The 26,374-nt window shown below is 75.7% G+C and carries 22 protein-coding genes; 14 read left to right on the plus strand and 8 right to left on the minus strand.

Annotated features, from left to right (window positions below; translation table 11 throughout):
* On the minus strand, positions 1-863 hold an 863-nt coding region (locus ACFV6I_RS16005; protein WP_380425740.1), incomplete at its 3' end, for a serine/threonine-protein kinase.
* A gap of 277 nt (positions 864-1,140) precedes the next feature.
* Here ACFV6I_RS16005 and ACFV6I_RS16010 point away from each other — a divergent pair.
* The 3 genes from ACFV6I_RS16010 to ACFV6I_RS16020 all read left to right on the plus strand — a co-directional run bounded on the left by ACFV6I_RS16010 (position 1,141) and on the right by ACFV6I_RS16020 (position 4,735).
* Positions 1,141-1,911 (plus strand): ABC transporter ATP-binding protein, encoded by a 771-nt coding sequence (locus ACFV6I_RS16010; RefSeq protein WP_380425781.1) that lies wholly within the window; start codon positions 1,141-1,143, stop codon positions 1,909-1,911.
* On the plus strand, positions 1,908-3,296 hold the full coding sequence (locus ACFV6I_RS16015; protein WP_380425742.1) for an FtsX-like permease family protein: 1,389 nt from the start codon (positions 1,908-1,910) through the stop codon (positions 3,294-3,296). The genes ACFV6I_RS16010 and ACFV6I_RS16015 overlap by 4 nt, the downstream gene beginning before the upstream one ends.
* A gap of 116 nt (positions 3,297-3,412) precedes the next feature.
* The gene (locus tag ACFV6I_RS16020; RefSeq protein WP_380425744.1) at positions 3,413-4,735 is read left to right on the plus strand and encodes a sensor histidine kinase; all 1,323 of its coding nucleotides are present in this window, start codon (positions 3,413-3,415) and stop codon (positions 4,733-4,735) included.
* A gap of 44 nt (positions 4,736-4,779) precedes the next feature.
* Here the strand turns inward: ACFV6I_RS16020 and ACFV6I_RS16025 are convergent, their stop codons facing one another.
* The 3 genes from ACFV6I_RS16025 to ACFV6I_RS16035 all read right to left on the minus strand — a co-directional run bounded on the left by ACFV6I_RS16025 (position 4,780) and on the right by ACFV6I_RS16035 (position 7,497).
* On the minus strand, positions 4,780-5,445 hold the full coding sequence (locus ACFV6I_RS16025) for a response regulator transcription factor (protein ID WP_380425746.1): 666 nt from the start codon (positions 5,443-5,445) through the stop codon (positions 4,780-4,782).
* A gap of 171 nt (positions 5,446-5,616) precedes the next feature.
* On the minus strand, positions 5,617-6,147 hold the full coding sequence (locus tag ACFV6I_RS16030) for a DUF5959 family protein (RefSeq protein WP_380425748.1): 531 nt from the start codon (positions 6,145-6,147) through the stop codon (positions 5,617-5,619).
* 345 nt (positions 6,148-6,492) lie between these two features.
* A complete protein-coding gene (locus ACFV6I_RS16035) occupies positions 6,493-7,497 on the minus strand; it encodes a ScbA/BarX family gamma-butyrolactone biosynthesis protein (RefSeq protein ID WP_380425750.1) in 1,005 nt (334 codons plus the stop codon).
* 461 nt (positions 7,498-7,958) lie between these two features.
* Here ACFV6I_RS16035 and ACFV6I_RS16040 point away from each other — a divergent pair, with 461 nt between their 5' ends.
* A complete protein-coding gene (locus tag ACFV6I_RS16040) occupies positions 7,959-8,612 on the plus strand; it encodes a ScbR family autoregulator-binding transcription factor (RefSeq protein ID WP_380425752.1) in 654 nt (217 codons plus the stop codon).
* A gap of 235 nt (positions 8,613-8,847) precedes the next feature.
* Positions 8,848-9,729, plus strand: coding sequence for a BTAD domain-containing putative transcriptional regulator (locus tag ACFV6I_RS16045; protein WP_380377546.1), 882 nt, complete (start codon positions 8,848-8,850; stop codon positions 9,727-9,729).
* A 38-nt stretch (positions 9,730-9,767) separates the two neighbouring features.
* Here the strand turns inward: ACFV6I_RS16045 and ACFV6I_RS16050 are convergent, their stop codons facing one another.
* Entirely contained in the window at positions 9,768-10,403 is a 636-nt protein-coding gene (locus ACFV6I_RS16050) for a TioE family transcriptional regulator (RefSeq protein WP_380425755.1), read from the minus strand.
* The gene (locus ACFV6I_RS16055; protein ID WP_380425783.1) at positions 10,328-10,525 is read right to left on the minus strand and encodes a MerR family DNA-binding transcriptional regulator; all 198 of its coding nucleotides are present in this window, start codon (positions 10,523-10,525) and stop codon (positions 10,328-10,330) included. The genes ACFV6I_RS16050 and ACFV6I_RS16055 overlap by 76 nt, the downstream gene beginning before the upstream one ends.
* Positions 10,526-10,615: 90 nt before the next feature.
* Between ACFV6I_RS16055 and ACFV6I_RS16060 the strand changes: the two genes are divergently transcribed.
* Positions 10,616-11,761, plus strand: a complete 1,146-nt coding sequence (locus tag ACFV6I_RS16060) for an erythromycin esterase family protein (protein WP_380425757.1) — start codon at positions 10,616-10,618, stop codon at positions 11,759-11,761.
* Positions 11,762-11,848: 87 nt separating this feature from the next.
* Here the strand turns inward: ACFV6I_RS16060 and ACFV6I_RS16065 are convergent, their stop codons facing one another.
* Positions 11,849-12,811: a LysR family transcriptional regulator gene (locus ACFV6I_RS16065; protein WP_380344746.1), complete on the minus strand. Its 963-nt coding sequence runs from the start codon at positions 12,809-12,811 to the stop codon at positions 11,849-11,851.
* Between the two features lie 71 nt (positions 12,812-12,882).
* Here ACFV6I_RS16065 and ACFV6I_RS16070 point away from each other — a divergent pair, with 71 nt between their 5' ends.
* From ACFV6I_RS16070 to ACFV6I_RS16105, 8 genes are all read left to right on the plus strand, one after another.
* On the plus strand, positions 12,883-13,536 hold the full coding sequence (locus tag ACFV6I_RS16070) for a maleylpyruvate isomerase family mycothiol-dependent enzyme (RefSeq protein ID WP_380425759.1): 654 nt from the start codon (positions 12,883-12,885) through the stop codon (positions 13,534-13,536).
* Positions 13,537-13,766: 230 nt separating this feature from the next.
* Entirely contained in the window at positions 13,767-14,855 is a 1,089-nt protein-coding gene (locus ACFV6I_RS16075; RefSeq protein ID WP_063350747.1) for a PP2C family protein-serine/threonine phosphatase, read from the plus strand.
* Between the two features lie 389 nt (positions 14,856-15,244).
* Entirely contained in the window at positions 15,245-16,537 is a 1,293-nt protein-coding gene (locus ACFV6I_RS16080) for an MFS transporter (protein WP_380425761.1), read from the plus strand.
* 74 nt (positions 16,538-16,611) lie between these two features.
* Positions 16,612-17,886: a non-ribosomal peptide synthetase gene (locus tag ACFV6I_RS16085; protein ID WP_380425763.1), complete on the plus strand. Its 1,275-nt coding sequence runs from the start codon at positions 16,612-16,614 to the stop codon at positions 17,884-17,886.
* 288 nt (positions 17,887-18,174) lie between these two features.
* On the plus strand, positions 18,175-21,285 hold the full coding sequence (locus tag ACFV6I_RS16090) for an amino acid adenylation domain-containing protein (protein ID WP_380425765.1): 3,111 nt from the start codon (positions 18,175-18,177) through the stop codon (positions 21,283-21,285).
* Complete coding sequence (locus tag ACFV6I_RS16095) at positions 21,282-22,457, plus strand: acyl-CoA dehydrogenase family protein (protein ID WP_380425767.1); 1,176 nt, start codon at positions 21,282-21,284, stop codon at positions 22,455-22,457. Before ACFV6I_RS16090 ends, ACFV6I_RS16095 begins: the two co-directional genes overlap by 4 nt.
* 55 nt (positions 22,458-22,512) lie before the next feature.
* The gene (locus ACFV6I_RS16100; RefSeq protein ID WP_380425769.1) at positions 22,513-24,306 is read left to right on the plus strand and encodes an AMP-binding protein; all 1,794 of its coding nucleotides are present in this window, start codon (positions 22,513-22,515) and stop codon (positions 24,304-24,306) included.
* Between the two features lie 207 nt (positions 24,307-24,513).
* Positions 24,514-25,698, plus strand: coding sequence for an MFS transporter (locus tag ACFV6I_RS16105; protein WP_380425771.1), 1,185 nt, complete (start codon positions 24,514-24,516; stop codon positions 25,696-25,698).
* Here ACFV6I_RS16105 and ACFV6I_RS16110 read toward each other — a convergent pair.
* Positions 25,679-26,248, minus strand: a complete 570-nt coding sequence (locus ACFV6I_RS16110) for a LysR substrate-binding domain-containing protein (RefSeq protein WP_380425773.1) — start codon at positions 26,246-26,248, stop codon at positions 25,679-25,681. The two genes, ACFV6I_RS16105 and ACFV6I_RS16110, sit on opposite strands and share 20 nt — an antisense overlap.
* Between the last annotated feature and the right edge of the window lie 126 nt (positions 26,249-26,374).

The following is a 26,374-nucleotide window of genomic DNA, read 5'->3' on the forward strand; positions in this document are numbered from 1 at the left end:
GGCGGCACGGCGGGCCGCTCCCACACGGTCGCGGGCCGGGTGTCGGGCGCGGCCGGGGGAGGCTCCACGCCCGCGACGGACCACGTCAGCAACGTCTCCAGGGTGGGCCGTCGGGTCGGCTCCTTGGCGAGGCAGGCCGCGACCATCGGGAGCAGCTCCGCCGCCAGCCCGGCGAGGTCCGGCTCCTCGTAGACGACCCGGAAGCCCACCGCGTGCGAGGAGTCCGTGCCGAACGGACCGCGCCCGGTGCCCGCGAAGGCCAGCACCGAACCGAGCGCGAACACGTCGGTGGCCGGGCTGGTGTCGCCGTGGCGGAACTGCTCAGGCGCCATGAACGGCGGTGTGCCGACGGCGACTCCGGTGCTGGTGAGCTGGGTGCCGTCCAGGGCGCGGGCGATGCCGAAGTCGATCACGCGGGGGCCGTCCTCGGCGAGCAGGACGTTGCCGGGCTTGAGGTCCCGGTGCACCAGCCCGGCGCGATGGATGTCCCGCAGCGCCTCCGCGAGGCCCGTGGCCAGCCGCCGTACCTCCGGCGGGCTCAACGGGCCCTGCCGGGCGATCCGTTCGGCCAGCGAAGGGCCCGGGACGTACAGGGTGGCCAGCCAGGGCGACGGGGCGTCGGGGTCCGCGTCGACGACGGGCGCGGTGAACGCCCCGCTCACCCGGCGGGCGGCCTCGACCTCGTGCCGGAATCGGGCCCGGAACTCTTCGTCCCCGGCGAGCTCGGGGCGGATCACCTTGAGCGCCACCTGCCGCCCGGACAGCGACCGCGCGCGGTACACGACGCCCATGCCGCCCGCACCGATCCGGCCCTCCAGCCGGTACCCGCCGATCTCGCGCGGATCGTTCTCCAGCAAGGTCACGTGACCCCCGTCCTCAGACATCCGTCCCCCGGTCAAACGGGGGCCAGCCTAGTACCGCACCGGCGGGCGCCGTGACGGTGGCTCGGGTCGGTCGACCGCGACCTCGACCTCGATGGCACTGAGGTGGGAGGGGACCGGGACGGCCTCGACCCGACGTACGCGTCCTGGGTCCGGAGGTAGGACCACCTGCGGGGTTCGGTTTTCCGAACCCCGAATTGGGGGGCCAGCCCAATCGATTGTGCGGCCGTTCATGTCCAGGATGGAGGGCATGAACGGGATGACGACAGCCGCCGTGGCGGCGAGCGGTGAGGTGGCGGGCGCGGCCCTGACCGGGGACGGGCTGCACCGGGAGTACGGGCGGGGCGCGGCCGCCGTCCGGGCGCTGCGGGGGGTGTCCGTGGCCTTCGCGCCGGGGACGTTCACGGCGGTGATGGGGCCCTCGGGTTCCGGCAAGACGACGCTGCTGCACTGCCTCGCGGGGATGGACCGCCCCACCCGGGGCATCGTCCGCTGGGGTGGGACGGAGGTGTCCCGGCTGCCCGAGCGGCGGCTCGCGCAGCTGCGCCGCACCAGGGTGGGGTTCGTGTTCCAGGCGTTCAACCTGATGCCCGCGATGACCGTCGCGCAGAACGTCGAACTTCCCGGGCGGCTCGCGGGGGCGCGGCCGGACCGGGCGCAGGTGCGGGAGGCGCTCGCCAGGGTCGGCCTGTCCGGGCGGGAGCGGCACCGGCCCGGGCAGCTGTCCGGCGGCCAGCAGCCGGGGGGCGCGCGCGCCGGGGCGGGGGCCGGGGGGCGGGCCGTGCGGTTCGCGGACGAGCCGACCGGCGCGCTCGACCGGGCGACCGGGCACGACGTCCTCGACCTGCTGCGTTCCGGTGTGGACCTGGACGGGCGGACGTGTGTGATGGTCACCCACGATCCGGTGGCCGCCGGCTACGCGGACCGGGTGCTGCTGCTGGCCGACGGGCTGCTGGTGGACGAGCTCGACCGGCCGACCGCCGCACAGGTCGGCGAGCGGCTGAGCCGGCTGGGCGGGGGAGCACGATGAGCCCCGTCCTCTCCCTGGCGGTCGGCCAGATCCGGCGCCGACCGGCCTCCTTCGCCGGGCTGGCGGTGGCGCTGTTCCTGGCGGTGGCGACGGTGACGCTGTTCGGCTCGCTGGTCGCCGCCCAGGCCACGGCCCCCGCCGCGGTGGCCCGCCGGGCGGTGGCCGGGCCGGGCCTGCTGCTGATCGCGGGGGCGTTCGGTGAGATCGCCGTCCTGGTCGCGCTGTTCGTCGTGGTCAATGCGCTCGGCTTCACCCTCCGTCAGCAGCACCGCGACCTCGCCCTGCTGCGGACGGTCGCCGCGACACCCCGTCAGGTGCGTCGGCTGGTGCGGGCCCAGGTCGCGGCGACCATCCTGCTGATAGCCGTGCCCGGCGGCGCGGCGGGCACCCTCGCCGCCCGGGGCTTCCTCGCCGCGCTCCAACGGCGCGGGCTGGCCGCGCCCGGCCTGCGGATCCCCGGGACGCCGGTGCCGATGCTGGTCGCACTGGCGGTGGCGCTGCTGGTCGGCCTGGCCGCCACCGCCCTCGCCGCCCGACGGATCACCCGGCTCACCCCGGCCGCCGCGCTGACCGCGGACACCTCGGGCCAGCGGCGGGCGGGCGTGCCGCGGGTGCTGGCCGGGCTGGCCGTCCTGGCGGGCGGGGTGCTGCTGCTGCGGCTCGCCGCCACCAGAGGGGCCGGTGAACTGGACAAGGCGGGGCAGGCGACGATGCTCGGCTCGCTGGTGATGCTGATCGCCCTCGCGCTGCTCGGGCCACTCGCCGCACGGGCCGTGGCCGCCGTGCTCGGCGCGCCGGTACGGGTGCTGGCCCCCGGGGCGGGCTGGCTCGCCGACGCCAACCTGCGCGGCTACGCGGCCCGGCTCTCCTCGGCCGTGGTGCCGGTCGCGCTCCTGGTCGGGCTGTCGGGCACCATGTTGATCATGACGAGCACCGCTGAGCACGTGGTCCGTACGACCGGCGCCGCGACCAGCGTCACCAAGGCGACGGACGTCTGGCTGCGCGAGGCGGAACTGGGGATGCTGGTCTGCTTCGCAGCCGTCTCCACCGTCAACACGCTGGTCGCCCTGACGGCCGACCGGTGGCGCGAGTTCGCGCTACTGCGCCTGGTCGGCGCGACGAGGCGGCAACTGCTGCGGATGCTGTCCGTCGAGGCGACCCTCACCACGGCGGTCGGCGTGCTGCTGGGTGCGGCGGTGGCGGCCGTCGCCACGGGGGCGTTCGCCCGGGCGGTGACGGGGTCGGTGCTGCCGGTGGTGCCCGGCGCTGCGTGCGGCTGGGTGGTGGCGGGCGCGGCGGCGCTGACGGTACCGGGGATCCTGGGCACCGGCCTGCGGGCGATCCGGGGGCGCGCGGTCGAGGCGGTCGGGGGTGAGCGGGGGTGACCGGGGGTGAGCGGGGGTGAGCGGGCCCTTCGCCAGGTGTGGCGGGGTCGGGTCGAAGCCGCCTGGGTGTGTTGTCGAGGCGGTGAGTGCGGTGAGTGGGAGTGGTGAGGTGGACGGTGGCTGAGCGTCGGCGGTATCTGTCGGTGTGCGGTGGCGAATTGGCCTTCGCGCTGCTCGGGCTGCCCATCGGCGTGCTCGGCGGGGTCTACGCCGTGGCCGTGCTCTATGCCGGGGCGTTGCTCTCGCTCACCGTGCTCGGGCTGCCGTTCGTGGTGGCCGCCCTGGCCGGGGCGCGCGGGCTGGGCGGGCTGCACCGGCGACTGGTCGGGCGGCTGCTCGGCGAGCCGGTGCCGGCCCCGGGGGCGCTGCCCCGGCCGTCCGGGGCGATCGCCCGGGGTCGGGCGGTGCTGACCGACCCGGTGGCCTGGCGGGCACTGCTCTACCTGCTGCTGCGGCTGCCATTGGGGGTGCTCGGCTTCCTGGTCGCGGTCGGATTGCCGCTCAGCTGCGTCTGGTTGGTCGGCTTCCCGCTGTGGGTGCGCCTGCTGGAGTCCGGGCCGAGGCCGGTCGGCTGGCCGGACGTGGCCGGGGCCCCGGTCGGGCTCGCCGTACTGGCGGTGGTGCCGGCGGCGCTGCGGGCGGTGAGCGCGGCCAATCGGGGCCTCGCCCGGTTGCTGCTCGGCCCGGTGCGGTCGCAGGAGCGGGTGCGTGAGTTGGAGACCGCCCGGGCCACCCTGCTCGCCGAGAACACCGACCGGTTGCGCCGTCTCGAACGCGATCTGCACGACGGGACGCAGGCGCAACTGGTCGCGCTCGCCATCACGCTCTCGCTGGCCGACGACGCCCTCAGCGAGGTCACCGGCGAGGTCACCGGCGAGGCCGTTGGCGTCGCCCAGCCCGAGCCGACCGGGCCGACCGGCCCGCCCGGCACTCCGGAGGCCGAGCGCCTGCGCACCCTGGTCGACCGGGCTCGCCGGCAGACCGACGACACCATCGCGGAACTGCGCCGGCTCACCCGGGGCATCCACCCGGTGGCGCTGGACGGCGGCCTCGCCCAGGCGCTGCCCGGGCTCACCGCCACCGCGCCGGTGCCGGTCACGGTCCGGCTGGATCTGAGGGAGCGGCCGGACGCGGCGATCGAGCAGGCCGTCTACTTCTGCGCGGCAGAGTTGCTGACCAACGTCGCCAAGCACAGCGGCGCGGCGGCGGCGGAGCTCACGGCCAGCGCAGCCGACGGGCGGGTGCGGTTGACGGTGCGCGACGACGGCCGCGGGGGCGCCGCTCCGGGCGGGGGCTCCGGCAGAGGCTCCGGTTCGGGCTCCGGCTCGGGCCTGGCGGGCCTGGCCGAGCGGCTTGCGGCGGTGGACGGGGTGCTGCGGGTGGACAGCCCGCCGGGCGGGCCGACGACGGTCACCGCCGAACTGCCGAGCAGCCTGTGACGGGTGCCCGCGGCGGGGCCGTCCACGGAACCGCTGCTCCCGGCTCAGCCGCCGTTCTCGGAGAGGTAGGTGAGGACGGCTTTCACCCGCCGGTTGTCGGCTTCGGTCGCCGGCAGGTCGAACTTGGCGAAGACGGCGGCGACGTGCTTCTCCACCGCCCGCTCCGAGACCACGAGCAGCCCCGCGATCGAGCGGTTGGAGTGACCCTGCGCCATCAGCTCCAGCACCTCCCGTTCGCGCGGGGTGAGCGCGTCGACGCGGCCGCGCCGCCCGCCGTGCATCAGGCCGTTGACGATCTCCGGGTCGAGCGCCGTGCCGCCGGCCGCGACCCGTTGCAGCGCGTCCACGAACTCCGAGGTGCGGGCCACGCGTTCCTTGAGCAGATAGCCGACGCCGGCGGCGCCACCTGCGAGCAGCCGGGCCGCCCAGGCGGTCTCGACGTGCTGGGAGAAGACCAGGATGCCGACCCCGGGCGAGGTGGAGCGGAGCTCGACGGCGGCGCGGATGCCCTCGTCGGTGTGGCTGGGCGGCATCCGGATGTCGACCACGGCCACATCGGGCCGGTGCTCGGCGACGGCGGCGACGAGTTCGGGGGCCGTTCCGGCGGTGGCGACCACGGCGCACCCGCGCGCGGTGAGGAGTTCGACCATGCCGTCCCGGAGGATCACCGAGTCCTCGGCGAGGACGACGCGGAGCTGCTTCTCGATCATGTCGCCATTATCGGTGGCGGCCGGGCCACCGCCACCGCCACCGGCACCGGCACCGGCACCGGACCGGTCATGCTGCCACTCGCCCTGCCCCGCCCCGCCCTGCCCCGCCCCGGCCCGGACGCTCGTTGCGCCGGGCGTCGGCCCTGTCATCAAAAGGATCCTGACAATTCGTCAGTTACCGTTCCCCTGCTGCCCACGCCAGGCGTGGATGCCGGGGGCGACCTCGACCACCTCGAACGGGTAGGCGTCCCGGACGAGTTTGAGCAGGGCGCGCTGCTCGTCCAGCCAGCCGGGGGCGGGGGACAGGACGACCCGGAGGGTGACTCCGGAGTCCTCGGCGTCGGAGACGGTCACCCAGAGGCCGCCGGGCCGCCCCGGCTCGATCCGCAGCTCCGGGCCGTGCTCCTCGTCCAGCCAGCGCACTGCCTCGCGCCGCGCCAACCGTTCCAGGGCGGTTTCCCACTGCTGGAGCTGACGCTCCGTCACCAGCGTGACGAACTGCCCGCGGGCCGAGTCGGCGGTGACGGTGATCTCGCAGTCCAGCCAGTCGTGGCCGAGCAGGGAGCCCGGTGCGTGTCGCCCCAGCACCCGCACCCGTACGCTCCGGCCACCGGTGCGCCCCTCGTGCCCGGTGGCGTCGTCGGTGCCGGGGCGGTCCGTCAGTCTGATCAACTCGTTCTGGTGCGAAGCGACTTCACGCACGGTGTACTCCCGGTCACTGCGAATCCAAGGGCTGACATCCTCGCGCAGGTGTTCGTCCGGTGCCAGTCCGTGGGAGGGGTTCGTCTCCGACGTGCCGCCCCCCCCGCGCGACCCGCCGGGGTGGGGGTGCGGGGGCCGCGGGCGGGGGGGGGGGGGGGGGGCCGGCCCCCCCCCCCCGCCCCCCCGGGGGGGGGGGCCCCCCCCCGGGCCGGGTGGGGCGGTGGGCGGCCGGCGGTCCGTGCTGGTCAGGGCTGGTCCGCGCTGGTCGGAACTGGTCGGGGCCGGCGCGGGTCGACGGGGGCCCGTGAGTGCCGGTCAGCGCCCGTCAGCGCCCGGCAGTGCCGGTCACCGCTGGTCGGCGTGGCCGGTCAGGACGGTGGTGAAGATCGGCTCGCCGTTCTGGTGGCCGGTGACGGTGGTGGTGAGGGCGTCCGGGTCGTCACCGGGGGTGTGCCGGGCGGTGATCGTGGTGGCGGCGTCGTGCTCGGCGTACCGGTGGTAGGTGGTCGCGGCGGAGGCGGGGATGACGGTGGCCGGTGAGACGAGCGCGTTGGTGGCCTGGCGGGCGGCCTCCAGCAGGACCATGCCGGGGACGTGGTCGTTGGCGTGGTCGAAGAGGATCGGGTGCCAGGGATCGGGGGTGAGGTGCCAGGTCCCGGGTGCGTCGGCCGGGGTCAGGACGACGTCGCAGGGGCGGATCCGGCCCACTCGGCCCGGGGCCAGCGGCTCGCCGGAGACGGCGGGCGCCGGGTCGGCCTCGCGGCGGGCCCCGCGTAGCCGCCGGTAGGTGGAGTCCGGCACGGTGGTGAACCGGGTGTGTCCGGTGGCGGCGAGGTGGGCGCCGCGTCGGATGACGGCGCTGAGGGTGAAGTCGATGGTGGTGCCGCTCCGGCGCGGCTGCGGGACGAGTCTGGCCTCGATGCTGAGGTCGGTGGGCGCCGCGCCGATGAGCAGTTGGCGGGGGCGGGTGGTGTAGTCGAGGTTCCACATCATGAACTTGTGGTCGAGCGGGACGCCGAACCGGGTGTGCGCGAGGTAGAGCCCGGCTTGGCGGATCGTTTCAGCGGTCTGGATCGGGTCGTGCCGGGTTCCGTCGGGGGTGGTGAAGAAGGTGTGGGCGCGCGGCCACTGCGCGGTGACGGCGAAGGTCGTCTCGTTCAGCTGCTCGCTGCCGGTGAGGAAGACCTCGGCGTGGCAGGCCCGGTGGACGTACTCCTTGGCAACGGTGCTGGTTAGGCGCGGTGCCGGTCCGGTCGGCACGGACGGCCCGGCGGTGTGGCCGGGGGTGGTGCCGTGGTCCGCGCCGGCGGCGCGGGAGATGGCGGGGGCGCGGTAGGCAAGCAGGGTCATGGGAGCGCTCCGGAAGGCCGTGGCGGGCGGGGTGGGCTGCTCAGGGCTCGTAAGATACGTACCTTCCGGTTTGGTTTTCAAGGAGCCCGAACGAAGGTTCGTTGGCGGCCGAGCGTGGTCGGGTGGTCGCTCCAGGTGCCGTGTGACGGCCGTCCGGGTGGATCGAGCCTGGGGTGGATGCCGCCTGGCCTGCAAAGGAATCCCCAAAAGTGGGATGACAGGTGCATTATCACAGCGGGCCGTTTTCGGTGGGATGCGGCCAGAAGTGGGGAGCCGGATTCCGGCTCTGTCGGCTGGGGGAAGGGTGGCGGTCGCTTTCCCGCCCTGTGCCGTCCACGCGGTTTTCCTTCGCTCGAAGGCGGGTGCATGCGACCTGGGGAGGAGGGATCGCCGGTTGACCGGCGGGTAAGATACAGGGTGTTTGGTTTTGTTTGTCGAGCGGTTCAGGCGGGGTGGTTGCGGTGGTGCGGCAGGAGCGGGCGATCCGGACGCGTCGGCTGATCCTGGAGGCGGCGGCCTCGGTCTTCGACGAGCACGGGTACGAGGGGGCGACGATCGGCGAGGTGGTCGCCCGCGCGGGTGTGACCCGGGGCGCGGTGTACTTCCACTTCGCGTCGAAGCGGGAGCTCGCGCAGGGCGTCGTGGAGGAGCAGTTCGGTCGGGACGAGATCCCCGAACGGCATTGCAAGCTCCAGGAGTTCGTCGACCTGGGGATGGTCGTCGCGCATCTCATGCCGCGTGACCCGCTGCTGAGCGCGGGCGCGCGGCTCTCGCTCGGCCAGGACGTGTTCGGCGACCTCGGCGGCGGCGCGATCCCCGGCTGGATCGCCCGGCTGGGGGCGGTGCTGACGGCGGCCGGCGAGCGGGGCGAACTGCTGCCGCACGTGCTGCCGGCCGAGACGGCGTGGCTGGTGACGGGTGCCTGGACGGGTGTGCAGATCCAGTCCCAGAAGATGTCCGGCCGGGCGGATCTGGAGCGCCGGGTGGCCGTGCTGTACCGGCACGTGATGCCGAGCATCACCGTCCCCGGGGTGCTGGCCACGCTGGACCTGGGCTCGGACCGTGGTGAGCGGGTGGTGGCCGAGCTGGCGGCGGCCCGTGCGGGCGGGGCCTGAGAGTGTGCGTCCGGGGTTGACGCGGCGGCGCTCGCGGCGGCGGTCATTCCGGTTGGTCGCAGCAGTCCGGCGCTCGATTGTCCGTCCAAAAACAAACAGCTCGTTCGGTTTTGTATTGACAAACCGTCCGTCCTGTTTTTGGATGAGCACCCGGTGCTCGGCTGTGCGGTAGCCACAGCACCGGCCGGCCGGTGGCCGTCGGGGTCGCCGATCCGTCTGGATTGGGGTGGACGTCATGGAGATCCGGGTGTTAGGGGCCTTGGGGGTCCAGGTGTGCGGGGTGTCGGTGGTGCCCTCGGCGCCGAAACCACGGCAAGTGCTCGCCCTGCTGGCCCTGCGCGCCGACCAGGTCATCTCGGCGGGCGTCCTCGCCGAGGAACTGTGGTCCGGCCATCCGCCGCGCAGCGCGCGCACCACCGTCCAGACCTACGTCCTCCAACTGCGCGACCTCATCGACCGGGCGCTCGCCCACCGCGATGACGCCGGGGGAGCGTGCGGAGCCAAGGACGTCCTGGTGACCTCGCCCGGCGGCTACCGGCTCGACAGCGGCGGCGGACTGGTCGACCTCCAGGAGTTCGACCGCCTCGCGGGCCTCGGCTACCGGGCCATGGACGGCGGCGACTTCCCGCTCGCCGCACGCCAGTTGGGCGAGGCGCTCGGCCTGTGGCGCGGTCCGGCCTTCGCCGACATCCCGCTCGGCGGTCAACTCGCCGTCGAGGCCAAGCGGTTGGAGGAGACCCGGCTCTGCGCCCTGGACCAGCGGATCGAGGCCGACCTGCGGCTGGGCCGCCACCGCGTCCTGCTCGCCGAACTCACCGTCCTGGTCGACCGCTACCGCACCCACGAGAGCCTGCACGGCCAGTACATGATCGCCCTGCACCGCTCCGGCCGACGGGGCGAGGCCCTGGAGGCATACCAGCGCCTGCGCAACACCCTGGTACGGGAGTTGGGCATGGAACCCTCGGCCGGACTGCGACGGCTCCAGCGCTCCATCCTGCTCGCCAACCCCGATCGCCCCGAGCCCGACCGCGCCGCCGGCCCCGCCACCCCCGCCGGCCCCGCCACCCCCGCCGACCGGACCCCGCCCCGCACCACCCGGCTCACCCGCGTCGGCTGAGCCCACGGCGGCGGCCCGCCGCATCGCTGACGAAGACCCTAGATCTGCTCCGGCCGGGGGCGGCCGGTCAGGCCGAGGTAGTGGCCGAGCCGGGCGGCCGCGTCGAGCATGGCCAGGCCCTGGGCGGTGAGCCTGCGCTGCCAGCCGTCGAGGGCGTCGGCCAGGGAGGCCGTGCCGCCGGCCGTCCGCACCTGTCGGAGCACGGTGGCGATGTGGTCCAGCGGGTAGCCGCCGCGCCGGAGCAGGTGGGCGAGTTCGGCGTCGCGGATGTCGTCGGCGCGGAAGACGCGGTGTCCGGTGGCTTGGTCCCGGGCGGGGGCGAGGATGCCCGCGCCCTCCCAGTTGCGCACGGTCGCCGGGGTGACGCCGAGCCGGTGGGCGAGTTCGCCGATGCTCAGGACGGCACCGTCCACCGCGGGCTCCGCCGACGGGCCCGCCGCAAGATCCGCCGCAATGTCCCGCGCCGCGTCGGGCCGCGCCGCAAGGTGGTGCACGGCCTTCCGCACCGCGTCCAGGGTGTCCCGGTCGCGGAGCAGTTGGCCGTGCCCGCGGTCGATGGCCGTCAGGGCGTCGTCGAGCCCGCCCCGGTGGAGCGCGGTCATGATCCGGCCGCCGGTCGCGTGGCCGTACGCCGCGACGAGGGAGCGGTAGGCGTCGAGCGCGGCCGCGTGCACCTCGGTGTAGATCCGGTGCCGCTGGCGGTGCGTTCGGCGGGCGGGAGGAAGCCGTCCCGCTCGTAGTTGCGTACGGCCTGGGCCGAGAGGCCGTGCCCGCGGGCGAGGTCGGAGGGGCGCATGATGGTCACCGGTTTGAGGCTTCAGCGGAGGATCGGGCGGCCGGAGCAGGAAAAGTCTCAACCGTTCTTTCAAGGATACGCTTGAGGACCATGAGTCAGGACTTGCGAGACCTCGTCCCTTCGTCGTGCGCACTGCTGGCGCTCGGTGAACCCACCCACCGGGAACCGGCCTTCGCGCGGATCCGCAACGAGCTGTTCGCCCAGCTGGTCGACCGGGGATTCCGGTCGATCGCCCTCGAAACCGACCGGGTGGCCGCGCTCGCCGTGAACGACTTCGTCCAGGAGGGGGTGGGCACCCTCGACTCGGTGATGGGCGAGGGCTTCTCCCACGGCTTCGGAGAGCTGGACGGCAACCGGCGGCTGGTCGCCTGGATGCGCGAGTACAACCGGAGCCGGCCGCCGGCGGACCGTCTGGCCTTCCACGGCTTCGACGCGCAGACGGAGAACACCAGCGCACCCAGCCCGCGGCGCTATCTCGAACACGCCCGCGACTACCTCGGGCTCGACCTCGACCTCGCCGGCCTGATCGGCGACGACCAGCGCTGGAGCCGCCCCGAGGCGGTCCTGGACCCGGAGATGTCGCCCGGCGCCTCCGCCGAGGCGGAGAAGCTGCGGACGATCGCCGACGACCTGCTCACCCTGCTGTACGCGCGGGCCCCGGAACTGGTCGCGGCGACCTCGCGCGCCGAGTGGCGCAGGGCCAGGACGCACCTCACCGCCGGCCTCGGCCTGCTCCGCTACCACCGGCAGTCGGCCGAGCGCCTGGAGCCGGGCGCCCGGCTGTCCGGCCTCCTCGGCACCCGGGACGTGCTCATGGCCCAGAACCTCCTCGACATCCGCAGCGGCGAGGCCCGCCGAGGGGGAACCCTCGTCTTCGCCCACAACCTCCACCTGCAACGGCAGCCGAGCACCATGCGGCTGGCGGACATGAACCTGGCCTGGAGCGGCGCCGGCGCCATCCTGAACTCCCTGGACGAGCCGTACACCTTCGTCCCCGGCAGCCTGGGGCGCAGCGCGGCCGTCGGGCTCCAGGAGCCCGAGCCGGACACCCACGAGGGCGCGCTCCAGCGCGGGGCCGCCACCTGGGGACTGGTCGAGCCCGGTGCGGCCGCCGGCGGCCGGACGCGCACCGACACCACGCCTGATCAGGGCTACTTCCCGCTCGACCGGGCTGTCCTCGATGGGGCCGACGCGATTCTGCACATCGGCGACGGCACCGCCGCCGCCGCGTCCTGACGGGGCACCGCCGCCACGCTCTGACGTGACGTCACCACCGCCGTCGCGCTGACACGGCGGCCTGCGGAGGACGGACCCCCGGCAGCGTCAGGTACGGGCCCCCGGGCCCGGATAGGACGTCCGCAAGTGGCCCAGGAGCGCGGCCGTGGGCGGCGCGATGGGGCGGCCGGTCGGCCAGGCCAGCGCGATCCGCACCAGCGGGACGGGGTCGGTGAGCGGCCGGATCCGCAGCCCGGCGGCGGGCGGCGGATCCGGCAGCACGGCCACGCCCAGCCCGTGCGCGGCGAGTTCGGCCAGCTGCGGCGGGGCGGCCGCCTCGACCGCGACCGTGGGGCGCGCCCCGGCCGCGGCCAGGGCCTGCTCCAGCGCCGTCCGCAGGCCGGTGCCGCGCGGGGTGCTCACCAGGGCGTGCCCGGCCAGCGCGGCGACCGGCAGGGGGCCGTCCGGTCCGCCGGCCAGCGGGTGGTGCCCGGTGAAGGCGGCGACCAGCGGGGCTTCCAGCACGGTGTGCAGGGCGAGCCCGGCCAGCGTCCGCCAGCCGTCGTCGTCGTCCCGTCCGCTGGCGGCGGTGGGCAGGCCGATCACGGCGAGGTCCAAGTGCCCCTCGCGCAGCGCGCCGAGCATCCGCGCGGTACCGTCCTCGGCCAGCGAGAGGTCGATGCCCGGGTGGTCGCGGCGGAACGCGGCGAGCGTGGTGGCGAGTCCGGGGAGGTCGTCCGCCCCGGCCGGCGGGACAGGGCCCAGGGCTGCCCCGGAGACCAGCCCGAGCCGGACGTGCCCGCGCCGCAGCCCGCCGAAGTCCTGCGCCGTCTGCCGCGCCGCCGCGGCGGAGGCGAGCGCCGCCCGCGCGTGCGGGAGCACCGCCTCGCCGACCGGGGTGAGCCGGACGCCGCGCCCGCTGCGGTCCAGCAGCCGGTGGCCCAACTCCTTCTCCAGCTGCCGGATCTGGGCGCTCACCCCGGGCTGGGTGAGGTGCAGCAGCTCGGCGGCGCGGGTGAAGCTGCCCTGCTGGGCCACGGTGACGAAGTACTGGAGCTGCCGGAGTTCCATAACTTCTGATGATAGGTGGAAGAACTCCCCGGTCTTGGACGTACGGAGGGCCCCGGCCGCAGGCTGGAGGCATGGAAACCGTGCAGCACGACCAGGGCGTCGACTGGGTCCGCGAACAGATCGCGGCCGAACGCCGGGAACTCGCCGGGGTGTTCACCACCTTTACCCGGGACCAGTGGAACTCCCCGTCGCTGTGCGCCGGTTGGCGCGTCCGCGAGGTCGCCGCCCACATGAGCACCGGCTTTCGCTACTCCACGGCCCGCAACCTCGCGGACCTCATGCGGGCCGGCGGCTCCCTCCACCGGATGACCGACCGGGTGGCCCGCCGCGACGCCGCCGCCCTCACCGACCGCCAACTCGCCGCCGCCCTCGCCGACCACGCCGAACACCCCTGGTGCCCCCCGGTCGGCGGCCGGATCGCCGCCCTCGGCCACGACGTCGTCCACGGCCTCGACATCACCACCGCGCTCGGCCTGCCCTCGCGCCTCCCGCTGCCTCGGGTCACCGCCCTGCTCGCCACCGTCTCCCGCCGCAGCCTGCGCTTCTTCGGTGCCCGACTCGACGGCGTCCACCTGCGGGCCACGGACACCGGCTGGGCGTACGGCGAGGGCCCGGCCGTGGTGGAGGGCCGGGCCGAACACCTCCTGCTGCTCGCCTACGGGCGCCGCCTGCCGCCCGGCCTGGTCACCGGCCCGGGCGCGGGGCGGTTCACCCTGGACGGGTAGCGGGCGCGGCCGCTCTCGGGTGTCCGGCCGTCGGCGAGAGCGCCGTGCAGGTACCGAAGCAGGTCGCCAGGCTGACCCACGGCCCCCGACCCCGGCTCCCGACCCCGCGAGGCGCCGCCGCGCGCTTCGCTCCCCGCGGCGCAGCCGGGGGCGCGCGGGGGTGAGCAGGGGTGGCTAGGATCGGAATCGCATATTCCGGATAGGCGGTGAGACGGGAAGCAAGGTCTCCGATGGCCCCGAGGTCCGAGCAGTGGCCGCCGTACGTGCGGTTCGCGCCGTGGTTGCTGATCGTCGGCGGGCTCGTCTGGAACTCCCTGGATCCCACCGACTACTGGGGCGACCCGCTCCTGGCGGCCGCCGCCGTCCTGACCGGCGCGCTGCTGACCTTGCGGGACACCCTCGCGGTGGGCGTCGCCAATGTGACCGGCATCCTCGTGCTGGCCGTGCGGGACGGCTCGATCGGCACCCAGGACGGCTACCTGGAGCTGGTGAACACGGCCTTCGCCGCGCTGCTCGGCGTCTGGGTCAACCGCGTCGTCGCCCGGCACGGGGAGCGGCTGGCGCAGGTGCGGTCGGTGGCCGAGGCCGCCCAGCGGGCGGTGCTGCCCGAGCCGCCCGCGCGGGTGGGCCGGCTGTCGGTCGCCGCCTGCTACCGGGCGGCGCAGACCGAGGCACTGATCGGCGGCGACGCGTACGCGCTGCAGGCGACCCCGTACGGCGTACGGGTGCTGATCGCGGACGTACGGGGCAAGGGGCTGCAGGCGGTCGGCGCGGTGTCGGTGCTGCTCGGCGCGTTCCGGGAGGACGCCCACCGCGCGCCGGACCTCGCGGCGCTGGCCGACGGGTTGGAGCGGGCGCTCGCCCGGGAGAGCGCGCTGCTGGCCGAGGAGGTGCGGCTGGAGGGGTTCATCACGGCACTGCTGGTCGAGTTCCCGCCGGGTGAGGACGTCGTGCGCACGCTCGACTGCGGGCACCCGGGGCCGTACCTCCTGGGCGGCCCGGACGCGGTGCGCCGGTTGGACGCCGCCGACCCGGGGCTGCCGCTCGGGATGGGCTCGCTGGGCGTGGCCCGGCCGGTGCCGCAGACCCGGCCGTTCCCGCCGGGGTGCACGCTGCTGCTGGTGACCGACGGGGTGACGGAGGCCCGGGACGCGGCCGGGGAGTTCTACGATCCGCTGCTCGCCCTGGGCCCGCTCGGCCCGTTCGACGGCCCCCAGGAGGCCGTCGACGCGCTGGTGGCGGACGTGGAGCGGTGGACGGGCGGGCCGCGGGACGACGACATGGCGGTGCTGGCGGTGACCTGCCGGGAGGCGGACTGAGCGGCGGGGCCCGGTCCGGCCCGTCCGGCGGCGCGGGTGCTTCTTCCCACGGCCTCCCGCGGCGCGGCCGATATCACGATCAGGTGACGGACAGTCAGTGTTTCGCATGATCCAGCCAAGTTGAGTGACGGCGTCCGGTGGCCGGAATGCGAATGCCCGCATAGCGGACGGCGAATTGGACGTGCGGGGCCCGCGGTGTGCCGGGTGGCCGCGCGAGTGGTCCGCCCCTGGTCGGCGGCCTGCGCGGACGTCCCGGCGGGAGCGTGTTCGGCCGTATGGGGGCCGTAAGGGCGGGCCGCGGGAGTGGCGCGATCAGGCCGACCCGTGGTTCGTCCGGAAACGGACGCGATGCTTGCCCAGTAGCGAAGTGGTGACCGAAAGTCGCACTGATGAACGAGACGCCAAGCCCCCGCCGCGACCGACTGCTCGGCCACCGCGACTTCCGACTCCTGCTCACCGGAGCCGCGACGGCCCAGACGGGCAGTCAGGTGACCCTGGTCGCGCTCCCGTTGGTGGCAGTGGTGGTGCTCGATGCCACACCCTTCGAGGTCGGCCTGCTGACCGCCGCCGAGACCGCCGCGTTCCTGCTGGTCGGCCTGCCGGCCGGCGCCTGGCTGGACCGGATGCGCAAGCTTCCGGTGCTGATCCGCGCCGACGTGGTGCGCTGCCTCGCCGTCGGGTCGATCCCGCCGGCCGCCGCGCTCGGCGTGCTGACCATGGCCCAGCTCTACCTGGTGGCGCTGGTCACCGGGGTGGCGACGGTCTTCTTCGACGTCGCCCACCAGTCCTTCCTGCCGTCCGTCCTGCCGCGCGAGCAACTGGTCGGGGGCAACGGCGCGATCGAGACGGTCCGCTCCTCGGCGCAGATCGTCGGGCCCGGGCTCGGCGGCGGCCTGGTCCAGCTGCTCGGCGCGTCGCTCGCCATCGTGGCCGACGCCGTCGGCTACCTCGCCTCCGCCCTGCTGCTCGCCCGGATCCGGGTCGAGGAGCCCCAACCGGAGCCGGCGACCGGACGGTCGCTGCGCGCCGAGGTCGCCGAGGGCGTGCGCTTCGTGCTCGGACACCCCCTGCTGCGGGCGATCGCCACCGCGACCGCCGTGTCCAACCTGTTCGCCGCCGTGCTGGCGGCCGTGCAGACGGTGTTCTGGGTGCGGGTGCTCGACCTGGCGCCGGGCGCCATCGGCCTGCTGCTGTCGGCCTCCGCCGTCGGCGGCCTGGCCGGGGCGCTGTGCGCGGGGCGGCTGGCGGCGTGGCTCGGCCAGGCCCGGCTGATCTGGCTCGCCACCGTGGTGACGGCGCCGTTCGCGCTGCTGTGGCCGCTGTCCGGCCGGGGCGCGGGCGTGGTGCTGTTCGGGATCGCCTCGGCGGTGGTGCTGTTCGGCGCGGTGGCCTACAACGTCGCCCAGGTGAGCTTCCGGCAGAGCCTGTGCCCGCCGGAGCTGCTCGGCCGGATGAACGCCACCATGCGCTTCCTGGTCTGGGGCACGCTGCCGATCGGCGCGCTCGTCGGCGGCACCGTCGCCGACGCGGCCGGACCGCGCGCCGCGCTGTGGCTGTGCGCGGCGGGCTTCCTGCTCGTCCCGGTGCCGCTGCTGCTGTCGCCGCTGCGCCGGCTGCGGGACCTCCCGGCCGACACCGCCGCCACGGCCGGGGAGGAGCCCGTCGCGAGCCCCGCCGCCTGACGCACCCGGCCGCCCGACGAGCCCAGCCGCCTGACGTCCGAACCGAACCGAGACCGGAAACCGGAGACCGTTCCGTGCACGCCAGCATCACCGCCGCCTACCTCGCCCGGTACCGTTCCGCCGCCGCCGACTCCCCGATGGACCTGCTCCCGCTCACCGGCGCCCAGCGGCGCTTCCTGATCACCCGCAGGCTCGCGCCGCAGGGCCGGCCCGAGGTCGTCCCGCTGTTCCACGCCTACCCGGGCGGCACCCTCGACCTGCCCCGACTGGCCCGCGCCGCCGCCGCTACCGCCGCCCGGCACCCGGCGCTGTGCGGTGGCTTCGGGACGGTGCGCGGCACGCCCGTCCTGCGGGTCGGCGCCCCCTCGGCCGAGGCCGCCCGGATCGCCGTCCCGCCCGGCGGCACCGCCGCGTCCGCCCTGCGCGAGGCCCTGCTGGACTGGCCCGCCGACGGGCCCGCGCTGCGCCTGCTGGTGGCCCGGGAGCCGGACGGCGAGGAGGAGCTGCTCGCCCTCGCGGTGGACCACGCGGCCTGCGACGAGCAGTCGCTCGGCATCCTGACCGCCGACCTCACCGACGCCTACGCCCGGGACGACCACGCCCAGGAGGCCGTCGCCGCCCCCGACCAGGACGCCCTGGCGGCCTACCGGGAGGCCGTCGAACGGCAACTGGCCGCCGAGGACGCCGCCGGCGGCCCCGCCGCACAGGCCCACTGGGGCCGCCGGCTCGGCGGCGTCACCGGGACGGGCGGGGGAGCGGCCGGCTCCACCGGCATGCTCAGCCACCGGCTGCCCGCCGCCGAGGGGGCCGCCCGCACCGCCTTCTTCCCCGCACTGCTGGACGCCACCGCGGCCGCCGCCCACCGGCTGCACCGGACCGACGGGCAGCTCGCCCTCGGCTACCCGTGGGGCGGCCGCCCGCCCGGCGCGCCCGCCGCGCTCGGCTGCTTCCTCAACACCCTGGTGCACCCCGCCGTACCCGGCGCGGCCACCGCCCTGGAGGACCTCGCCGACGCCTGGTGGGACGACCTCGACCACGCCGACACCCCGTTCGACGAGGTGGTCCGGGCCGCCCGCACCGCCGGCGCCCCGTGGACGGGCGCCCTGGACGGCATGCTCACCCTGGAGGACCTGCACCGCCGCCCGCCGCTGGTGTTCGGCGGCGTGCCCGGCCGGGAGATCCACCTGGCCGGGCGGCCGCTCGCCGCGCCGTTCGCGGTCGCCGCCTCGCAGGGCGACGACCTGCTGGTGCGCCTCGCCTGGGACCGCGAGCGGTTCCCCGAGGACGCCGCCACCGCCGCCTTCGACGACCTGCTCGCCACGCTGCGCCGCCACCTGCGGACGGCCTGACCCGTCCGGCCCGACCCCGCGTCGGACGCCTGATCCGGACACCTGATCCGGCCCCGACCCGAAGCCGCCCCGGACCCGACCCGAAGCCGTACCGGACCCGCACCGGACGTCCGCATCAGGACGCCCGCCCCGGACGCCTGACCCGCCCCGGACCGAAGCCGCCACCGAATCCCCACACCGACCGCCGGGCCGTGCCACCACCCCGGCGCGCCCGGAACCAGGGCCGGGCCATCCACGCCCGCCCCGTCACCGCAGGGCCAACACGCCCACCACACAAGGGAGTCACCGATGTTTGCGCTCTCCTCCTCGCAGGAGATCGTCTGGCTGCACGAGCAGATGCTGCCCGGCAGTCGTGCGTACAACTTCACCGCCGTGCTCGACCTCTGGGGCACCCTCGACGAGGACGCGCTGCACGCCGGACTGGCCGCCGTCCTCGCCCACCACCCGGGCCTGCGCCTGGAACTGGTCCCCCGCCCGGAGGGCCTGCCGGGCCAGCGGGTCGCCGAGCACTGCGAACCGACGCTGCGCCGCAGCGACTTCGCCGCCGAGGCCGACCCGGACGCCGCCTTCCGCGAGCTGCTGGCCGCCGAGGCCGAGGAGCCGGTGGACACCGAGCAGGCGCCGGTGCTGCGCTGGCACCTGGTGCGCCTCGGCACGGACCACCACCGGCTGATCCACGTCGAGCACCACCTCGTCCACGACGGCCACTCCTTCGCGATCCTGCTGCGCGACCTGTTCACCGTCTACCGCGCCCACGTCCTCGGCGAGCCCTACCAGCTGCCCGAGGCGCCCTCGTACGAGCAGCACGCCCGTACGGCCGTCGACCCGGACGCCCGCGAGCGCGCGCTCGCCTTCTGGCTGCGGGAGCTGACCGACGCCCCGCGCGAGGTCACCCTGCCCGGGCTGGCCAACCCCGCCGCGGGGCGCCGCCCCCGCGGCGGCCAGATGCGCCAGGCGATCGGCGCCGACCTGGCCGAGCGGCTGCGCACCCGCAGCAAGGAGGACGGGCACACCCCGTTCAGCACCCTGCTCACGCTCTTCGCCGAACTGCTGCGCCGGCACTCCGGGCACCGCGAACTCGTCGTCGGCACCGCCGTCGGCAACCGCCCTGAGGGCTTCGAGGGCACCGTCGGCATGTTCGTGAACACCGTGCCGCTGCACCTGCGACTGGACCCGTCCGCCCCCGGCACCGAGGCCGTCGACGAGGTGACCGACGTCCTGCTGCGCGCGCTGCCCTACCAGGACCTGCCGGTCCAGGAGCTGACCCGCCGGCTCGGCCTGCACACCGGCGGCGCCGACAACCCGCTGTTCAACGTGATGTTCAGCGCGCACGACGCCGCGCTGCCGGACGTCCAGGCGCCCGGTCTCGAAGTCTCGCTGTACGAGGGCTTCAACACCGGCACCACCCGCTTCGACCTCGACCTGGTGCTGCTGCCGGACGACCGCCGGGTGGTCGGCGAGAAGCACGGCGGCGCCGGGATGACCCTGGTCTGGGACTACGACGCCGACCTCTTCGGCGAGGCCGAGGCCACCCTGCTGGCCGACCGCCTGCTCCAGCTGCTGCGCTGCTACCTCGACCGGCCCGAGGCCACGCTGGCCGCGCTCGACCCCGCCCCGGCCGCCGAACCCGCCACCGCCGTCGCCCGGGCCGGTCTCGACCCGGCCGCCGCCCACGACCCCACGGCGATCGCGATGATCGCCGGCACCGAGCGCCTCAGCTACGGTGAGCTCGACCGCCGCGTCACCCAACTGGCCGAACGCCTGCGCGCCGCCGGCGTCACCCCCGGCCAGCCGGTCGCCGCCGTGCTGCCGCGCGGCGTGGACAGCGTCGTCGCCCTGCTCGCCTGCCTGCGGTACGGCGCCGTGTACGCGCCGCTGTCCGCCGAGGACCCGGCCGCCCGGCTCGGCCTGCTGCTGGACCGGCTGGCCCCGGCCCTGGTGCTGGCCACCCGGCAGAGCGCGCTCGCCCTGCCCGCCGACGGCGTCACCCCCGCGCTGCTGGACGGCCCGGCCTTCCCCAAGGCCGAGCCCGCCGCAGTGGTGGAGGGCGCCGCCTACCTGATCCACACCTCCGGCTCCACCGGCGTGCCCAAGCCCGTCCTGGTCGGCCGCGACGCGCTCGCCGGGTACGTCGCCGCGATCGCCGCCCGCTACGAACTGACCCCCGCCGACCGGGTGCTGCTGTTCGCCCGCCCGTCCTTCGACGTGGCGCTGGAGGAGGTGCTGCCCGCGCTCGCCGCCGGCGCCGCCCTGGTCGTGCCGCAGCGCGAGGTGCCCACCGGGCCCGAGCTCGTCGCCGTGCTCGCCGCCCGCGGCGTCACCGTCGCCAACCTGCCGACCAGCTACCTGCTCGCCGTCCGCGAGGACCTGCGCGAGGCGCTGCGCGACGGCCGCTGGGCGCCCCGGCTGCTCGTCCTCGGCGGCGAGCGCCTGCCCGCCCGCGCGGTGACCGGCCTGATCGAGGCCACCACAGTGCTGAACGCCTACGGCGTCACCGAGGCCACCGTCACCTCCACCGTGTACGAGGTCACCGCCGCCGACGTGGCCGAGGACGGCGAGATCCCGCTCGGCGCCGAACTGGACGGCGTGCGCCTGCACGTCCTGGACGAGGCGCTGCGCCCGCTCCCGGCCGGCTGCGTCGGCGAACTCGCCGTCAGCGGAGCCCTGTTGGCCGATGGCTACCTCGGTCTGCCGGAGCCGACCGCGGCCCGCTTCGTCACCGTGCCCGCCCTCGGCGGCGAGCGCGTCTACCGCACCGGCGACCGCGGCTACCGCGACCTGCGCGGCCGGCTGTGCTTCCTCGGCCGAGCCGACAACCAGGTCAAGCTGCGCGGCCACCGGATCGAACTGGAGGAGATCGAGGCCGCCGCCTCCGCCGAACTCGGCGGCCGCTCCTGCGCGGTGGTGCTGCACACCGACCCGCAGGCCGGCCCGCGCCTGATCGGCTTCCTGGAGGGCGCCGACCGCCCCGACCAGGCCGCCCTGCACGCGGCGCTCGCCCAGCGGCTGCCCGGCGGGCTCGTCCCCGCCACCTGGACGGCCGTCGAGACGATGCCCACCCTGCCCGGCGGCAAGCCCGACCGCGCCGCCCTCGCCCGGCTCGCCGACGAGGCCCCCGCCCAGGAGGCCGCCCCGGCCGCCGAGAGCGCCTTCGCCGACCCCGGCCAGGAACTGATCGCCGCCGCCTGGCGCGAGGTGCTCGGCCACGACCGCTTCACCGCCGAGTCCCACTTCTTCGAGGTCGGCGGCCACTCGCTGCTCGCCGCCCAGCTCGCCGCCTGGCTGGAGCCGCACCTCGGCAGCCGCCCGCCGCTGCGCACCCTGTTCCGCCACGCCGTCCTGGCCGACCAGGCCAGCGCCCTCACCGGCCAGCACCCCGGAAAGGCAGACCGCGCATGAGCGCCCCCTCCGCCGTCCTCGAAGACGCCCACCGCGAACTCGTCGACGCCTTCGAGAGCTTCGTCCGCCGCGAGCTCGTCCCGCTGGCCGCCGAACTGCCCGAGACCGCCGACGAGGTGCCCGCCGAACTGCGCGCCTACGTCCGCAAGCGCTCCGCCGCGCTCGGCTTCTACGCCGGCGACTACCCCGAGGAACTCGGCGGCGCCGACATGCCGTTCACCGCCGTCGTCCTGCTGCACCACGCGGCCGGGCGCAGCGGCTGCCCGCTCGCGCCGTACGCCCTGGCCGGCTCCGACGGCCCCAGCCCGCTGCTGCGGCACGGCACCCCCGAGCAGATCGAGCGCCACCTCGTGCCGCTGGTGCGCGGCGAGCAGACCCGCTGCCTCGCCCTCACCGAGCCGCACGCCGGCTCCGACGCGTTCCGCCTCACCACCACCGCCGTGCGCACCGCCGACGGCTGGGTGCTGAACGGCCGCAAGACCTTCGTCAGCAACGCCGACCGGGCCGGCCTGGTGCTCGTCGTCACCGCCACCGACCTCGGCGAGGGGGCCGGGCCCACCGCCGGCGCCACCGCCTTCGTCTTCCCGATCGACCAGCCCGGCCTGCGGATCGGCCAGCGCTACGAGGGCATGTCCGGCGAACCGCTGTTCGAGCTGCTGCTCGACCAGGTCACCGTCTCCACCGACGCCGTGATCGGCGGCGAGGAGGGCGTCGGCGCGGCCACCGCCCTCGCCATGGACAGCCTCTCCCGGGGCCGCCTGGTCGTCGCCGCGATGTGCAACGGCATCGCCGAGTACGCGCTGCGCATGGGCGTCGAGTACGCCCGCGAGCGGCGCGCCTTCGGCAAGGTGATCGGCGAGTACCAGCACATCCAGGAGCACCTGGTGGCCACCCGGGCCGAGGTGGAGTGCTCCAAGCTGCTCACCCTCGCCTGCGCCCGGCTGGTCGACGACGGCACCGAGGCGCCGGAGAACGCGGCGCTCGCCAAGCTCACCGCCTCCGAGACCGCCGTGCGCGCGGTGGACCGCTCGCTCCAGGTGCACGGCGCCACCGGCTGGGTGCGCGGCCACCCGCTGGAGTTCCTGTACCGCTACGTGCGGATGACCACGATCATCGAGGGGACCTCCGAGGTCCAGAAGGTGATCATCGCCCGCTCCATGGGCCTGAACTGACAGTCCGTCAACGCTCTGTCAACAGCCTGTCAACGGCCTGAACCACCTGGAGACGATGATGGAAACCCTGAGCATCGAATACGGCCGCCCGCACCAGGACGGCGCGGTCCTCGACCTGTTCGCCACCTGGGTGCACCGGACCCCGGACGCGCCCGCCCTGATCGACGGCGCCCGCACCTACAGCTACGCCGAACTCGACCGCCTCGCCGACACCGTGGCCGCGGCGCTGCGCGACCGGATCCGCCCCGGCGACCTGGTCGGCGTCTGCCTCGGCCACTCCGCCGCCCTGGCCGCCGTCACCCTCGCCACCGCCAAGCTCGGCGCCGTCCACCTGCCGCTCGGCCCGCGTCCCGGCGAGCGCCGGCTCCAGGCCGTCGCCGAGCAGCTGCGGCCCGCCTGCCTGGTCGGCGACCCGGCCCGGCTGCCCCAGGGCGGCGAGCAGCTGGCGCTCGACCTGGACCCGGCCACCGACGTGGTCGCCGCGTTCGTCCCCGGCGAGCAGGTCCACGTGCCCGCCGGCACCCACTACGCGGTGCTCACCTCCGGCTCGACCGGCACCCCCAAGGCCGTCGCCGTCGGCGAGCCCGCCCTCGGCGCGCTGCTCCACTGGTACCGCGAGCTGACCGGCCTCGGCCCCGGCGAGCGGCACAGCCTGCTGATCGGCGTGTCCTTCGACCCGCACGTCCTGGAGCTGTGGGCCACCCTCACCTCCGGCGCCGCGCTCACCCTCGCCCCCGAGGCCGTCCGCTGGGACCCGGGCGCGCTCACCGACTGGTGGCGCGAGGCCGGCGTCACCGTCAGCATCCTGCCGACCCCGCTCGCCGAGCCGATCCTGGCGCGCGCGTGGCCGGACGGGCTGGCGCTGCGCCACCTCACCATCGGCGGCGACCGGCTGCGCCGCGCCCCCGGCCCGGACGTCACCGCGGCCGTCCACAACGCCTACGGCCCCGCCGAGGCCACCGTCACCACCACCGTGCACACCATGGCGCCCGGCCTCGACCACGGCGCCGGCGCACCGCCGATCGGGCTGCCCGTCCCGGGCGCGGTCGTCCTGGTCACCGACGAGGACGGCCGGCCGGTGCCGCGCGGCCAGGCCGGCGAACTGCGCATCGGCGGCCGGGGCCTGGCCGCCGGCTACCTCGACCCCGAGCTGACCGCCCGGCGCTTCGTCGGCGTGCCGCCCGGCGTGGACGGCATCGACCGGGTCTACCGCAGCGGCGACCGGGTGGTGATGGGCGCCGACGGCGTGCTGGAGTTCCACGGCCGGCTCGACGACCAGGTCAAGGTCAGCGGCGTCCGGGTCGAACCCGCCGAGGTCGAGGCCGCGTTCGAGCGCGACCCGCGGGTGCGCCGGGCCGTGGTGGCCGCGGCCCCGGCGCCGACCGGCGGCGTCCGGCTGCTCGCCTTCGTCCAGACCGTCGAGGGGCCCTCGGCGGCCGGCGCCGACGAACTGCTGGCGGCGGTCCGGCCGTGGCTGCCCGAGCAGGCCGTCCCGTCGGCCGTCCGCCTGGTCGACACCTTCCCGCTGGACGCCAACGGCAAGGTCGACCGCGCCGCACTGCTGCTCGCCCCGGCCGCGGACGAGCCGGTCGCGGCGGAGGAGGGCGCCACGCCCACCGAGCGCACCGTGCTGCGCCTGTGCCGCGACCTGCTCGGCCGCGCCGACCTCGGGCCCGGCGACAACTTCCTCGCCTCGGGCGGCAACTCGCTCGCCGCCGCACGGCTGCTGGAGGCCCTGGAGGAGGAGTGCGGGGTGCGGTTGCGCGCGCCCCTGGTGCTGCGCCAGCCCGACCTGCGGGCCGTCGCCCGGCTGGTGGCGGAGCGGCAGCCGACCGCCGCCGCCGTCTGACCGCCCGCCCGCCCGTACGACCTGCGCAGGGGGCCCCCCCCCGGGGCGGGCGGGGGGCCCCCGCCCGCACCCCAAAAGCCCCCCCCCCCCCCACCCCCCCGCGGGGGGCCCCCCCGGGGGGGCGTCCCCGGATCTATGAGCCTGGCTAATCGACGGATGAGCTCATCGATCTTGTTCCGCCCTCGGCGCGGCTGATGGGCTGGCCCCATGACCGACGCCGACACCCTCGCGCCCCCGGCCGCCCCCGGCAGCCCGCCCCGCTGGGCACCGATCACCGCCGTGGCCCTCGCCACCTTCACCGTGGTCTCCGCCGAGATGATGCCCGTGGGGCTGCTGACCCCCGTCTCGAAGACCCTCGGCGTCTCCGACGGCGTCACCGGGCTCTCCCTGACCATCACCGGGCTCCTCGCCGCCGTCCTGTCCCCGTTCGTTCCCGCGCTCATCGGGCTCCGGGACCGCAAGCACGTGCTGATCGCCTTCATGCTGCTGCTGTCGCTGGCCAACGCGCTCACCGCGCTCGCCCCCAGCTACCCAGTACTGGCCGCCGCCCGCGTCCTGCTCGGCCTCGCGATGGGCGTCGTGTGGGGCATCACCGCGGGGCTGGGCCCACGCCTCGCCGACGGGCAGCGGGTCGCGATCGCCACCACGCTGATCTTCTCCGGCGTCTCCATCGCCTCGGTGCTCGGCGTCCCCCTCGGCACCTACCTCGCGGCACTGCTCGGCTGGCGCTCCGCGTTCTGGGCCCTCGCCCTGCTCGGCGCGGTGTCCGCCGCCGTCCTCGCCCGCACGCTCCCCGCCCTCCCCGTCCACGAGCGCGGCCGGCTCGACCGGATCGCGGACGCGCTGCGCAGCCGGGGCGTCGCCGCCGGACTCGCCGTCACGGCGCTGGTCGTGCTCGGCCACTTCACCGGCTACACGTACGTACGGCCGGTGCTCGAACTCGACGCGGGCCTGAGCAGCGGCGTCGTCGCCGCCTGCCTGCTGGTCTACGGACTGGCCGGCGTCGCCGGGAACTTCACCCTCGGCCCGGCGGCCGGCCGGCACCCCAAGGCGACCGTGGCCACCGCCCTCGCCGGCGTCGCACTCGCCACCGCCCTCCTGCCGTTCCTCACCGGGAGCGTGGTGGCGGTGCTGATCGCGCTCGTCGTCTGGGGCGCCTCGTACGGCGGGGTCTCGATCTCCACCCAGACCTGGGTCCGGATCGCCGACCCCGCCCGGATCGAGGCCTCGGCGGCGCTGTGGGCGGGCGTGTTCAACGCGAGCATCGCGCTGGGCTCGCTCGCCGGCGGGCTGGTCATCGACCGGGCCGGCACCCACGCCGTGCTCCTCACGGCGGCGCTGATCACGGCGGCCGGACTGCTGCTCGCCGCCGTCACGCGCCCACGGCGGTGAGCGCCCGTACGAAGGCCCCGGCCAGCGGGTGCGGCCGCCGCTCGCCCTGCACCACCAGCAGCGTGGACGGTTCCAGGCCCGGCACCGGCAGATAGCGGATGTCCGGCCGCTGGACGTACGCCGTGCTCGCCTCGCACAGCAGCAGCCCCAGGCGGGTGCTGGCCACCGTCGACAGCCCCTCCTGGAGCGTGGCCGCGCCCGCCGGGTAGGCCAGCTCCCGCCCGTCCGGCGCCTGCCGCGGGGCGTTCGCCCGGCGCCAGTAGTCCGGGGCGGGCCCCCGCGGTTCGATCAGCGCCAGCCCGGCCAGTTCGTCCGTGGAGACGCTCGCCGCCCCGGCCAGGCGGTGCCCGGCGGAGAGGGCGACGTACATCGGCTGCCGCGAGAACTCCAGCAGCACCCGCAGGCCGTCCTCCCGGCACGGGGACAGCACGATGGCCAGGTCGATCTCACCCCGGCCCAGGTGCGAGAACGGATCCCCCCAGGACAGTTCGACGAGCTGGGCCGCGCCCTCCGGAAGGCCCGCGATCGCCCTGGCCACCGGCTCGTACACGGCGCACTGGAACCCCAGGCGCAGCGGCCGGTCCGGGGGGGGGGGGGGGGGGGGGGCGGCGCGCCGGCGGCGCCACCCCGCCGCGCGGCGGGGGGGGCGCCCCGGGGGCGGCGCGGCCGGCCCCCT

The organism is Kitasatospora sp. NPDC059803 (assembly GCF_042732255.1).
Classification (GTDB): Bacteria; Actinomycetota; Actinomycetes; order Streptomycetales; family Streptomycetaceae; genus Kitasatospora.